14 protein-coding genes and 1 pseudogene are annotated in these 13523 nt (G+C 36.6%); 7 read left to right on the plus strand and 8 right to left on the minus strand.

Features of this window, described 5'->3' with window-relative positions:
• Nucleotides 1-113 precede the first annotated feature (113 nt).
• Together ON09_RS26195 and ON09_RS26200 are read left to right on the plus strand one after the other, a co-directional pair.
• Nucleotides 114-479: an MBL fold metallo-hydrolase gene (locus ON09_RS26195; protein WP_238533721.1), complete on the plus strand. Its 366-nt coding sequence runs from the start codon at nt 114-116 to the stop codon at nt 477-479.
• A 10-nt stretch (nt 480-489) separates the two neighbouring features.
• Nucleotides 490-663, plus strand: coding sequence for a hypothetical protein (locus tag ON09_RS26200; protein WP_238533720.1), 174 nt, complete (start codon nt 490-492; stop codon nt 661-663).
• Between the two features lie 414 nt (nt 664-1077).
• Here the strand turns inward: ON09_RS26200 and ON09_RS17360 are convergent, their stop codons facing one another.
• Complete coding sequence (locus ON09_RS17360) at nt 1078-1650, minus strand: YceI family protein (protein ID WP_029204426.1); 573 nt, start codon at nt 1648-1650, stop codon at nt 1078-1080.
• A gap of 362 nt (nt 1651-2012) precedes the next feature.
• Here ON09_RS17360 and ON09_RS17365 point away from each other — a divergent pair, with 362 nt between their 5' ends.
• Nucleotides 2013-2375, plus strand: a complete 363-nt coding sequence (locus ON09_RS17365) for a VOC family protein (RefSeq protein ID WP_010602337.1) — start codon at nt 2013-2015, stop codon at nt 2373-2375.
• A 198-nt stretch (nt 2376-2573) separates the two neighbouring features.
• On the plus strand, nt 2574-3029 hold the full coding sequence (locus ON09_RS17370) for a hypothetical protein (RefSeq protein WP_010602338.1): 456 nt from the start codon (nt 2574-2576) through the stop codon (nt 3027-3029).
• A gap of 170 nt (nt 3030-3199) precedes the next feature.
• Here the strand turns inward: ON09_RS17370 and gcvP are convergent, their stop codons facing one another.
• A complete protein-coding gene (gene gcvP / locus ON09_RS17375; protein ID WP_010602339.1) occupies nt 3200-6076 on the minus strand; it encodes an aminomethyl-transferring glycine dehydrogenase in 2877 nt (958 codons plus the stop codon).
• Nucleotides 6077-6515: 439 nt separating this feature from the next.
• Between gcvP and ON09_RS17380 the strand changes: the two genes are divergently transcribed.
• Entirely contained in the window at nt 6516-7364 is an 849-nt protein-coding gene (locus tag ON09_RS17380) for a hypothetical protein (protein WP_010602340.1), read from the plus strand.
• Between the two features lie 4 nt (nt 7365-7368).
• Here ON09_RS17380 and ON09_RS17385 read toward each other — a convergent pair whose 3' ends face one another.
• The 3 genes from ON09_RS17385 to ON09_RS17395 form a co-directional block, all read right to left on the minus strand.
• Nucleotides 7369-7932: a hypothetical protein gene (locus ON09_RS17385; protein WP_010602341.1), complete on the minus strand. Its 564-nt coding sequence runs from the start codon at nt 7930-7932 to the stop codon at nt 7369-7371.
• A gap of 112 nt (nt 7933-8044) precedes the next feature.
• Complete coding sequence (locus ON09_RS17390) at nt 8045-8941, minus strand: EamA family transporter (RefSeq protein WP_010602342.1); 897 nt, start codon at nt 8939-8941, stop codon at nt 8045-8047.
• A 115-nt stretch (nt 8942-9056) separates the two neighbouring features.
• Nucleotides 9057-9773, minus strand: coding sequence for a pyridoxine 5'-phosphate synthase (locus ON09_RS17395; protein ID WP_010602343.1), 717 nt, complete (start codon nt 9771-9773; stop codon nt 9057-9059).
• 84 nt (nt 9774-9857) lie between these two features.
• Here ON09_RS17395 and ON09_RS17400 point away from each other — a divergent pair, with 84 nt between their 5' ends.
• Nucleotides 9858-11498, plus strand: a complete 1641-nt coding sequence (locus ON09_RS17400; protein WP_010602344.1) for an ArnT family glycosyltransferase — start codon at nt 9858-9860, stop codon at nt 11496-11498.
• A gap of 1 nt (nt 11499) precedes the next feature.
• A complete protein-coding gene (locus tag ON09_RS17405; RefSeq protein WP_010602345.1) occupies nt 11500-11880 on the plus strand; it encodes a GtrA family protein in 381 nt (126 codons plus the stop codon).
• 210 nt (nt 11881-12090) lie between these two features.
• On the opposite strand, the gene ON09_RS17410 is transcribed toward ON09_RS17405, so the two are convergent.
• From ON09_RS17410 to ON09_RS17420, 3 genes and pseudogenes are all read right to left on the minus strand, one after another.
• Nucleotides 12091-12306, minus strand: coding sequence for a VF530 family protein (locus tag ON09_RS17410; RefSeq protein ID WP_029204427.1), 216 nt, complete (start codon nt 12304-12306; stop codon nt 12091-12093).
• Between the two features lie 33 nt (nt 12307-12339).
• Nucleotides 12340-12996 carry a class I SAM-dependent DNA methyltransferase gene (locus ON09_RS17415; protein ID WP_010602348.1) on the minus strand — a complete coding sequence of 219 codons (657 nt, stop codon included), beginning with the start codon at nt 12994-12996 and terminating at the stop codon, nt 12340-12342.
• A 5-nt stretch (nt 12997-13001) separates the two neighbouring features.
• Nucleotides 13002-13523, minus strand: a pseudogene (locus tag ON09_RS17420) (M1 family aminopeptidase); the annotation flags it as partial.

Below are 13523 nucleotides of genomic sequence, written 5' to 3' on the forward strand. Positions count from 1 at the left end.
ACGTACACACTATGTTCAGCCTTTTTTGGTGGAGTTAAAGAATGATTTAATCCTTTTTTGATACCGGTTTAGGCTTTAGCGATGATCACGGCGAGCTGATTTTACATAAAAATATCCGAAACGCAGGTTTCGACCCAACTGATGTGACAAAAGTTTTGATGTCGCATTTGCATTATGACCATGCAGGTGGAATGATTCATGCCCTTGGTGATAAAACTGAACTCAGTTTCCCTGATGCGGAATATGTGATTAACCGTGGAGAATGGGAAACGGCATTTAGCAGTACCTCTTCTTCTTACCATACCGATATTTTTGAGTTTTTGCAACGCAATGCGCAGTTAAAATTTATTGAAGGAGATGGAAATTTAGATGAAACCATTGCTTTTGAATTTACTGGCGCTCATTGTCCAAATCACCAGGTTTTCCTTTTAACCGAAGGCAGTAGTAAAGTATTTTTTTGGCGGAGATGTTTTGCCTGAACCGGGCGAGTTGATTAAAAATTTTATTGCCAAATACGATTTCGATGGCCGCAAGGCGATGGAATTACGCAAAGAATTTGGAAAAAGGGCCGCAGCAGAAAACTGGGAATGTTTATTTTACCACAGCAAAGAACAGGCAACCGGTTTTATTGATGAGGTTGATGGCGGTTTTAAGATTAGATAGCTGAGAGATGAGAGTTAAAAGTTGAAAGTGAAAAGTTAAAAGCTTAAAGTAAAAACCCATGGGTCTTAAGTTTCATTGCCGTCAGTTTCAACTGACGGAACTAAATAAAGCTGGCAGGGCTTTAGCCAAACCTGAAATTTACAACTTTTGTTTCTTGCAGTGCTGTTGGTTTTTAAACCCGATAGCAGCGAAGATACTTTTGATTAAACCTATAAGGTTTTCAAAACCTTATAGGTTTGAAAAAGATTGTAGCGAATAGTGGGAACAAACCTTAGAAATTGCTCAACAATTGCTTTCCAAAATTTCAAAAAATTATATCGCGTAAATGAGGTTGCTTCGTTCCTCGCAATAACGTTTTACAAAAAAAGGTCCCGATTTGCATCGAGACCTTTCCCTTTTCCGAGACAGGAATAATTATTTTTTAGCTACTAATTTCACACCAATTTCGAAGTTATCATCAATTGCTTTGTCGCCAATGCTATCAAAGAAAGATTTCGAACCGTAACGGATATCATATTTAGTTCTATCAACTAGAATTTTACCAGCTAAAGCTGAAACTGTACCATCTGCATTCACAGTGATTGTTGCAGGGAAAGTTACAGGTTTAGTAATTCCTTTAATGGTTAAATTACCAGTTACGTTTATACCAGCAACTTTAGTAATTACGAACGTTGCAGTTGGGAATTTAGCTGTACCAAAGAAATCATCTGCTTTTAAGTGTCCTTCTAATTTAGCACTACCATCAGCATCTTTAATTGAGTTCATATCGATAGTGAAAGTACCACCTGTTACTTTTTTACCGTCAACATTTAACGTTCCTGATTGTAAAGAGATTGTTCCGTTATGAGAACCGGTTACTTTTTTACCAATCCAAGTGATGGTTGATTTTGCTACATCTACAGTGTAAGCAACTGGTTTAATAGTTGTAAAAGCTGATAAAGACACAACTGCAACTAATAAAAAAATTGAAGAGATTTTTAATTTCATTTTTTGGTTTTTTAAAATTTGATACAAAGATATGTTTAAGATAGTTCGGTTGCTATTGATGTATGTTAAGTTTTTCAAATAACCCGATTTATTTATAAGCATCCTATTGACAGAAAAATATTGCAGAGGTTTAATCTGCATCTTATAAAATGATTTGAAAAGCAGTTGCTGAGCTGTAGTTAATGTCAGTCGGGCTTTTCATTAAATCTTTTTTGGCTTTGTAACTGCTTAGCCCATAGAAGCACCGCAACAAAAAAGGATATCATTTCAATCCAGTTTAGCTAAAAAGTTGATGCTACTATTTTGGGTGGCAAAATGTTTAGCCTTTATTTTTATATTCGTTTACTCAAAAAAAGCATGTTATGAACCACCACGCAAAATCAATCCGCCCGTTTATCGGAGCCAGGGACTTTGAAATTTCAAGAAAATTCTACCGTGATTTAGGTTTCGAAGAAGTAACATTGGGCGAAAGCATGTCGGTTTTTAAAACTGGCGACATAGCTTTCTACCTGCAAAATGCATACGTTAAAGATTGGGTAGATAACACCATGATTTTTATGGAAGTGGATGATGTAGATCAATTTTACAAAGAACTTTCAGCACTTGATTTACCTGGCAAATATGAAAACGTGAGGTTAACCCCCATCAGACATGAAAGCTGGGGAAAAGAATGTTTCCTTCACGACCCATCAGGAATTTTATGGCATTTTGGAGTTTTCAAATAACTTATTTGAATAATCGTTTTTCAATTAACACGCGGGGAAATAGAGAAATTTTTACCCTGGATTTCTGACAAAGTTTTCTCGGCTTCGGCCGAAATAACGATAAAAAACCATGGAAGTTTTATAACAATAGACTTATAAATTTCCAGATGAAAAATACTATCTAAAAACATTATTTTAAATTCAACAAATTAATAGTTCATGAAAAACAAATTTTTACCAGTTTTATTTGCATTTAGCCTATTACTTACCTTAATCGGCTGCAACTTTAGCGGCACCTACATCAACCGTGAAGAAGATAAAAAAGCTGCAGAAAAAGTGGCTGATGAATTTTATACCCTGCTTCAAAAAAGGGAGTTTCAAAAAGTAAACCCCTTATTAAGTACACAATTTAAAGACGTAACCAGCGCTGAAAAATTAAACAACTATTTAAGTGGAACGCTGAACAAGCTAGGAGAAATTAAAAGCAAAAAACTCGATCATTGGGAATCAAAAGTAATAAAGGGAACTCAATCATCAGCAACCTATGTTTTGTACTACCTGGTTGAAAGAACCAAATTTCAATCTAAAGAAACAGTGACCTTAACTGCTGAAAATGATCAGATTAAAATTCAGGGTTACAATGTAAATTCTGATGGCTTACTGATAGCAAAATAGCGTTACCGCATTGCAAAAAAAAATCTGCAAGTTTTAAGAGAATGAACTCATAAAACTTGCAGATGATTTATCTAAACAGATTGCCACGTCGGCTGAAAAAGCCTCCTCGCAATGACGGACTCGGCTTTGGAAAGGAAAAACCTTAAACGTTAAACCCTAAACCCTAATTCTTAAGGCACTATTTCTTCCAAATAACTTCCAACCGGTGGGCAAGCGCAAATTAACGACCTGTCGCCATGGCTATCATTTACACGACCAACTGATGGCCAGAACTTACGTTCCAGTACATATGGCAGTGGGAATGCTGCAGTTTGACGGCTATAAGCATGCTCCCACTCGTTCGCTGTAATTACCGCAACGGTGTGAGGTGCATTTTTCAATGGGTTATCAACCTTATCAAAAGTTAAATTTTCTACCTGATCTATTTCTTTTTTAATCGCGATCAAGGCATCACAGAAACGGTCTAATTCATGTTTAGGCTCAGATTCTGTTGGCTCAACCATTAAAGTACCAGCAACCGGGAATGAAACCGTAGGTGCGTGGAAACCATAATCCATTAAACGTTTTGCAATGTCAGTAACTTCGATTCCGAAAGCTTTGAAAGAACGGCAATCTAAAATCATCTCGTGTGCACAACGACCTTGAGCGCCTGAATAAAGCACCGGATAGTGTTGCTCTAAACGAGCTTTCATATAATTTGCATTTAAAATCGCATATTTTGTAGCATTGGTTAATCCTTCAGCACCCATCATGGCGATATAAGCGTGAGAGATAATCAAAATTGAAGCTGAACCCCAAGGCGCAGAAGAAACTGCAGAAATTGATTTTCCTTTGTCGATATCTACCACCGCGTGACCAGGAAGATAAGGAACCAGGTGTTTTGCCACACCGATTGGACCCATACCCGGACCACCACCGCCGTGAGGAATACAGAATGTTTTGTGTAAGTTTAAGTGACAAACATCGGCACCGATATTAGCCGGGCTAGTTAAACCAACTTGTGCGTTCATATTTGCACCATCCATGTAAACTTGTCCACCATTAGCGTGAATCGTTTCACAGATTTCAATAATGCTTTCTTCGAATACACCATGCGTTGATGGATAAGTAACCATCAAACACGATAAATTATCTTTATGTAATTCTGCTTTTGCTTTTAAATCTTCAACATCGATATTGCCGTTTTCTAAAGATTTTACAACAACGATTTTCATATCGGCCATTGCTGCAGAAGCAGGATTTGTACCGTGAGCAGATGCAGGAATTAACGCTACATTACGGTGAAAATCGCCTCTATCGTGGTGATAGGCACGAATAACCATCAAACCAGCATATTCACCTTGCGCACCAGCATTTGGCTGTAAACTCATGGCAGCAAAACCAGTAATTTCGCTTAACCATTTATCCAGTTCGTTAAAAACTGAATAATAACCTAATACCTGATCGGCTGGTGCAAATGGGTGTATGCGACCAAAATGAGACCAGGTAACCGGAATCATTTCTGCCGTAGCATTCAACTTCATGGTACAACTTCCCAAAGCAATCATCGAATGACAAAGGGATAAATCTTTTGCCTCTAATGATTTAATGTAACGCAACATTTCATGCTCTGAATGGTGCGAATTAAAAATTGGGTGTGTTAAATATGCAGAAGTACGTTGTAAAGCTGATGGAATTACGGTTTCTACGTTTTCTACCACTTCAACCTGGTCTGCCGCAACTGCTTTAACTTTCGCAAAGATTTTCGCAATTAGCGCAATATCTTCAAAAGTGGTCGTTTCATCAATTGAAATTGTAGCAACGTTAGCCACATAATTTAAATTGATTTCGTTATCTAAACAACCTGAGTGAATGCCGCCTTTTAAATCGCCTAAATCAAAACGAATGGTATCAAAATAAGCTGAGTTTAATTGCTCATAACCTAAACCTTTAAGTGTTGAAGCTAAGCTTACTGCCAAACCATGTGTACGTTCTGCAATGGCTTTCAATCCTTTCGGACCATGATAAGCCGCATAAAAACCAGCCATAATAGCCAATAATGCTTGCGCAGTACAAATATTCGAAGTTGCTTTATCTCTACGGATGTGTTGCTCGCGGGTTTGCAAAGCCATACGTAAAGCGTAATCGCCGTGGCTATCAATGGTTACACCGATAATACGACCTGGGATTGAGCGCTTATATTCTTCTTTAGTTGCAAAAAATGCAGCATGAGGACCACCAAAACCCATCGGAATACCGAAACGTTGTGTGGTACCTACTACAATATCAGCACCCCATTCTCCTGGAGGTGTTAATAAGGTTAAGCTTAAAATATCAGCCGCAACTGTTAATTTAATATTTTGATTGTGTAATTCTGAAGCAAAGTTTTTATAATCGAAAACCTCGCCGTTACCTGCCGGGTATTGAACAATTGCACCGAAGAAATCTTCAGTAGCCACGAAATCTAAATGATTGCCGATTACCAATTCAATACCGTAAGGATTAGCACGGGTTTTTAAAATATCGATCGTTTGAGGGAAAACTAATTCTGAAACGAAATATTTTTTCGCCGCCTGATTTTTACGCGTACTGTATTGCATAAACATCGCCTCAGCCGCAGCTGTACCTTCATCTAAAAGAGATGCATTTGCAATTTCCATCCCGGTTAAATCGATAACCATCGTTTGGAAATTTAACAAAGCCTGCAAACGACCTTGCGCAATCTCAGCCTGATATGGCGTGTATTGTGTGTACCATCCCGGATTTTCGAAAACGTTACGTAAAATTACACCTGGCGTAATCGTATCATAATAACCCTGACCGATAAAGCTTTTGAAAACTTTATTTAACAACGAAGTTTGTTTTAAAGCGCCAAGATATTCAGTTTCTGATTTCGCTGCAGGCAAATTTAAAGGTTGTTTTAACCTGATTGCCGTCGGAACAGTTTGTTCAATTAGCTCATCAATAGAATTTACGCCAACAGTTTGCAACATTTCAGCGGTATCTGCCTCATTTGGTGCAATATGACGATTTTGAAAATCTTCCTTGTAATGGATATTTAAGCTCATGCGGGTATGAATAATAAATTTGCTGCAAAGGTAGCAAAAACAGTGTTGTATTTTGCTATGTACCAGTGTAAAAAAGGTGTCTTATTTATGCTTAAAAGCGACTAAAATAGTAGATTTTACAAATGGAAATTGAAGCAAACGTTTGTTCAATTTTAATGGAATAACTGATTATTTGGAAAGCAATGCTTTAACTAAAATTAAAGTTCGTTCCCGCCATTCGCTACAATCTTTTCGTTAGTTTCTATGATGCTGAAGCACAAAGCATCTGTTTCATAGGTTACAAATGCTTCGTACCTCAGCATCACCGTTTATTCAGTGTTTGCTGCAAACAAAAAGTATTTACGCTGCTATCGGGTTTAGAAATTTAAACCTATGCTCAAATAAAGGTGTAAACCCTCCATAGTTTTATATCTTTGAAACTTTAATCTTAAACGCTCACATGCCAAAATCAAATCATAAGGTTGCGCTCTTAGTTCATGCCTGCGACCGTTACGAATTTCTCTACAAAGGTTTTGACTATGCATTTTCCAAAAACTGGGATTTTGACATTCCCTGTAATTACTATTTCGCAACAGAAGTTAAGGATGCAAACATTAAAGGCTTTAGAAACATTAAATCAGGCAAGGGCGAATGGGCAGATAGACTTGCAACCCTACTTAGAAGTATAGAAGAAGAATATGTGCTCTACTTCCAGGAAGATATGTGGCTTAGTAAGCCCGTAAATTTAGATTTATTTAGAGAATTATTTGATTTTGCTCATAAAAATAATACGATGCAAATAAAACTCCATAGTTCTGAAGTGTATACAACCAAACAAACTGATCATTTTATTGAGGGTTTTAATATTTCAGAGCTAGACAATAAGGCATCTCACTTTTTAATGTCGCACCAAATTACCCTTTGGAACAAAGATTTTCTATTGGCTCAACTTTATAAAAAAGAACATCCGTGGCGCAACGAGCGAAAAGGTACTAAACGACTAAAAAAACTCAACCCACTTATTCATCATATCGATTATTTTGCAGAAAACCGAGCAGCTGAGATCAACTCAAATCAGAACCCTATAAAAAGGAGTGAATATTATGCAGTTTCCCTTAACAGTATGCTTAATTTCAATGCTGTTCGTTTTATAGATGAACTGAAATCCGGTAGTTTACCTGAAAAAGAGTACGCAGCAGAACTACAAAATCATTACGACAATAATTTAACACACGACGGGAACCCTAAGCCTAAGAAAGTAGACTTGTTTAAAAAACTTAAAACATGGTTTCTAAATACGAAGAAATAAGAAACTACTTCTGCACTTTCCAACCTTCTTCCTTATCTAACTTTAATTTATAAGTTTTTGTAATAAAGTTGCTGTTTTTACTGGCATCCTTATCAAAAGGCTCAAAATCGGTGGTAACCATTTTTAATGACACCGTAACTTTGGCTGTACTCGAATTTACTTGCTCAAAATCAACAGGCTTTTCATCAGAGAGAACATAAGTTACTGTTTTTACAGTTGCTCTATCATTATCTTGTTTCAACACCAACGGACTTGCTTTATCCGTTAAGGTAATTTGATAAACGAAACTACTATCCTTAGAAAGGAATTTCTTTTTAGCCTCTTTTAAACTTAAAGTAACCAATCCTTTCGTTGCTAATGATTTGTATTTTCCTAGCTCAAACATATCGTTTGTGTTATTAAATTTTATTTCACCAAAATTAAAGCGAGTGGTTTTATATTCTGGGTTAGCTTTCAAATAATCTGTAATTACTTCTCCGGCTTCATCCTGGTTAATAGTGGTTTTGGCTTTACATCCGGCGAAGCCGATAATTAGAAAAGATAAAATATAAAGGATATGTTTTTTCATGTTTATAATATTTGCTTTTTAAAGGTATTTATTTTTTTAATAAGTCTGAGGTTGGCAATTAGAAAGTTCGAAGATTTAATAAAAAATGAAGCAACAACTTTATCCTAAATCTTTACCGTCCACCTTTCCTCAAGTACTTCAGATTTGGAATAACCATTGCCGATAAAATCACACAAACACCTATCCATCTCAAAAACGAAACCTGCTCTTGTAAAACGAACCCAGCCATCATCACCGCAACAGGCAATTCAGCGGCACTTAAAATAGAACTCAAAGCTGTTCCGATTCTTGGTACACCTTCTGCATAAAATAGCGGAGGGATTACGGTTCCAAAAACGGCAATAATTAATCCCCATTTTAACAAGCTACCACTTAAAGCACCGTTATATAAAAACATAGGCGGAAAAAGAATAAAAATCAAAATGCATGCTCCCGTGATCATTAATGCGCTTTTTTGCAGCGCTGGGTATTCATTTCCGATTTTCCCACTCAACATTAAAAAGCCAGCGTAAGAAATTGCTGCCAATAAGCCAAATCCAATACCCTTTAAACTGAGACTCGAAATTGTAGCTTCAACCATTCCGCTGGCTAAAATGGTTCCACCTAAAACCAAAAGAATGGCTAAAAATTGTAATCCTGTAGGTTTCTTTTTGTAGATGATAAATTCTAACAAAATACTCATCCAGATAAACTGCATCAGTAAAATAATTGCCACCGAATTAGGAACAAGTTTTACGCATTGGTAATAAAATATCGAAACTAAACCCGTACACGTACCAGCCAAAACCATTTTCCACCGAGGGGTAATTAGCTTAATTTCTTTGGCTTTGTAACTGGAAGTGCGGCTTTGAAAGAAAAATAAAACCCAAAGTATTACAGCACCAAAAAATGCTTGCGCACCAGTAACATCACCTAAAGTGTAGCCGTCGTGATAGGCTAATTTTACAAAAGTGGAAAGAATGCCGAAACTGCAGGCGCCAAAAAAAACAAGGAGAATTCCCTTTAACATGTTAATTTTTTATCGATAAATGTCATTGAGAGGCACGAAGTAATCTTTTTGCCTGAGAGATTGCTTCGTGCCTCGCAATGACGATCGTATTTTTTAAAGTCTTTCAACTTCAAACTCATGAAAGTTGTTGTAAATATTTTTGAATGGTGGTTTCCAAACCCAGATAAAGTGCATCGCTGATTAAAGCATGACCTATAGAAACTTCGAGTAAACCAGGAATACTTTGGGCAAAATAATGCAGGTTGTGTAAATCCAAATCGTGACCAGCGTTAATGCCTAATCCGAGTTTATTTGCGTGATGTGCCGCAGCAATATAATTCACAATCGCCTTTTCACGATCGCCGAAATAGTTGTGAGCGTAGGCTTCAGTATATAATTCTATTCTATCTGTTCCAGTTTCTGCAGCACCTTCTACCATTTCTACAACAGGATCAACAAAAATAGAAACGCGAATGCCTTCTTTCTGAAAAACAGCAACCATTTCCTTTAAATAATCTTTGTGTTTAATGGTATCCCAACCATGATTGGAAGTGATTTGACCTTCAGCATCCGGAACCAATGTTACCTGAGCAGGTTTATTGGCCAATACCAAATCCACAAATTTATCTTCACGGCAATTACCTTCAATATTAAACTCAGTAGCAATTACGGCTTTTAAATCATAAACATCCTGATAACGAATATGGCGTTCATCTGGTCGAGGATGGACGGTAATTCCCTGCGCTCCGAAACGTTCACAATCTAACGCAACTTTAACTAAATCAGGATTATTACCACCACGGCTGTTACGAAGTGTTGCAATTTTATTGATGTTTACCGATAACTTTGTCATGTAGCAAAGATAATGCTTTGCCCTTGTTAATCTTAAGCTCTAAATAAATTTGACTTTTTTTTGCTCATATTTGTCCAAATCATCATGAATTTAAAGGATACAACATTATATAAAGTTTTAATTGCGTTACTTTTACTTGTAAGCAGCCTTGCCCTTTTTAGTGGCGTTATGGAGCCAGATGGAGCACTTTACGCTTCGATGGCAAAAAACATCATCATTTTCGAAGATTGGTTTAACCTTTATGGTCGTGGAGCAGATTGGCTGGATAAACCACATTTAACTTTTTGGATCGCCGCCGCCTTTTTTAAACTTTTCGGCATCTCTGCCTTCGCTTATAAATTACCAAATTTCCTGTTTGGCCTCTTGGGTGCTTGGTATCTTTATAAACTAGCAAAAGATATTTATAATGAAAAAACCGGATTAATTAGTGCTGTAATTTTTCTTAGCGCATTACATATCGGCACCTCTACTTTCGATGTACGAGCAGAAATTTACATCACCACCTTTACGCTGGCATCAATTTATCATTATTACAAGGCGCAGAATCATTCATTCTGGCATATTGTTGCAGGTTCATTTTTTGCGGCTTGCGCAATTTTAGTAAAAGGAATTTTTGTGCTCATCCCTGTATTTGCAGGTTTCATCATCTATTGGTTATTTACCAAGCAATACAAACAGCTGTGGCAACCAAAATGGTGGATAGCAATCGTGTTGATTTTTGTTTTCATTACTCCAGAGCTTTACTCCCTTTATACACAATTTGATTTACACCCTGAAAAAGTTGTTTTTAACCGAACGGGGGTATCTGGATTAAAATTCTTTTTCTGGGACAGTCAATTCGGGCGCTTTTTTAACAATGGCCCAATAAAAGGCAAGGGTGATATCTCTTTCTTTCTACATACCACACTATGGGCCTTTTTGCCTTGGTCGGTATTGTTGTACGCAGCAGTGATAAATCTTTTCAAAAAGAAAAATCGGGTTAGTTTAGCTCCAGAAAGTATTATGATTTGGGCGAGTGCTACGGTGACGTTTTTAATCTTCTCCTTATCAAAATTTCAGCTGCCACATTACATTTTAATTATTTTTCCGCAGTTTTCAATAATCACAGCGCTGTACTTACAAAAACTCGAAGTAAAAGGCTTAAAAGCATTTCTAATGGTGCAGAACATTATTTACGCTTTGGTTATACTTATACTTTCTGCATTAGCTTATTTCTTTGGCTTTAACAATTATGTATTGGCAATTATCATTTTAGCGAGCCTTTTTCTTTTTGCATTTTGGTTTTTCAAGGGAACTAAAACTGAAACCATCATTGGCCGTAGTGTATTTCTATCTATTGGACTCATGATATATCTTTTTGTATTTTTCTATCCGGCAGCATTGAAATATCAATCGGGCAGTGAAGCCGGAACATGGCTAAAGCAAAACTACCCAACTGCGAAACCAGCGGTTTTAAATTATATTGATGCTTTTTCATTTGATTTTTACGCTCCCGGGGAAGTTAAATATTTATGGAATTACGATGATTTAAATCAATACAAAAGCACAAAAGATTTAGTTGTTTATGTTTCAGAAACTGAATTATCAAAATTAAAAACGTTGTACAACGTTAAAGTATTGAATTCTTTTGAATACTTTCATATCTCTAAATTGACGCCGAAGTTTTTAAATAAAAACACCAGAAACCAGGTATTAGAACATTTTTATTTGGTTAAAGTAGAATAGCATGGATTTATTCTTCCGCATTATAAAATTTGGATTGACAGGTTTGCTGGGCATGGCGATAGATTTCGGTGCTACCTGGCTTTTTAAAGAAAAAATAAAAGTAAATAAATACCTCGCCAACGCCATTGGATTTACACTGGCCGTAACCAACAATTATTTAATCAACAGAATCTGGACTTTTCAAAGCACCAATACCCATTGGGGAACAGAATTTAGCAAATTTTTAGTCGTTAGTTTAATTGGGCTTGGCTTAAATACATTCATTATTTATCTGTTTCATCAGAGAAAAAACGGAACCAACTTTTATGTTGCTAAATTTTTTGCGATTGTAATTGTATTTGTTTGGAATTTTCTAGCGAATATGCTGTTTACCTTTAAGTAACATTCTTCCCTATAAAATAAAATACCACTAACCAGATTAATCCTTTAATCAGGAAGAATAAAAAACCGATTAAGCCCACTCGCTTAAACCATAATTTTACTTTTTCTTTATTCATGGTGTTGCTCGTAAAGATAAATCTTTTAAGCTAAATTAGAAAGATTTTAAATAAGCTTTTTAATGATCAAACCTGAAGGTAGGGCAATGCAAATTTTATTTATGGAAGGTATCCAGAAATAAATCTTCAACTTTTTTGCGAGCCCAGGGCATTCTTCTCAAAAAATTTAAACTCGATTTAATGCTCTGATTGTTATTAAAGCAATCGATGCGAATCAACGTACCAAGTTTTTCCCAGCCGTAATGAGCCTGCAAATCCGTTACAATTTTTTCAAGCGTGATTCCGTGAAGTGGATTTGTTTTTTTGCTGATCGGCCATGGCGCAAAGTTAAAGAAATTATAAAACTATTGAGGATTAAATTGGGCCAGCCAAACCGTAGCGTTTCCACATGCTGCATCATTCACAGTATGATTTATGATTTCAAATTGATGATTCTGCAAGAGTAGCCGATATTCATCAGAATCCAATGAAGCATGAAAAAGATTTTCACCACCATTTAATCCCCAGGCTTCACCCCTTTCGCTACCGGATGTAAATAAGAGCATCCCGCCAGGAACGAGATAATTAGCGAATATTTCAATCATTTTGGGTTGATCAATAGCGGGCAAATGGAAAAAGCTATGCCAGGCTATAATGGCATCAAACTTATTTCCAATTTGCAGCTCTCGCATATCCTGCAATAAAAAAGTTTCTGCCGGAAAGTTTTGTTTAGCCAGATCAAGCATTTTTTCACTTGCATCTACGCCTACTACTTGAAATCCTGATTGTAGCAAATACCCCATGATCGGCTTTCCATTTCCGCAACCCAGATCTAGAATTGTTGCCTGGTTTGGAAGAAGTAATTGAAGCCGATCTATGTAAGGCTTTTCAATCAGTTGACCGGGTCTGTTGCTGGCAAACCATTCAGCAATTTTATCGTAACTTTTATATACATTTTCCTTTTCGCTCATCACATTCAGAAAAAAAGCCCTTAGATTTTCATCCAAGGGCTTTAAAATCATAATTATTATTTTCCTGCTGTCCAGGTATTGTTATCAGGATTAGAATCTGGTAACACTTTATTTGGATCGAGCGTTACCGCAACAACTTCTTCTGTTGTAGGGAAGCGAACTACCCATGAAGTATTTTTCATCCAAACATCCACTGGTACTTTAACGATCTCTTTTTTGCCGCTTGCAGTTTCTACCTGAAGAATAATTGGCATTGGCATTTTTTCAAGATTATTAACACGAATGGTGTAACCCACTAGTTTATTATCTTGCTTTACAGCTTCAACATTTCCAATTCCCTGATCCATTTTCCAATTGTTCAGGAACCAGCTTCTCCAAAACCAGGCTAAATCTTCACCTGCGGCATTTTCCATCGAACGGAAGAAATCGAAAGGTGTTGGATGCTTATACGCCCAGTTCTTGATGTATTCACGGAAAGCATAATCAAAACGATCCTCACCTAAAATTTGATTTCTCAAAATGTTTAGTCCCCATCCTGGTTTAGCATACAAATTAACACCAATATTGCCTTCGATCAT

The sequence above is a fragment of the Pedobacter agri PB92 genome, from assembly GCF_000258495.1.
GTDB lineage: Bacteria > Bacteroidota > Bacteroidia > Sphingobacteriales > Sphingobacteriaceae > Pedobacter > Pedobacter agri.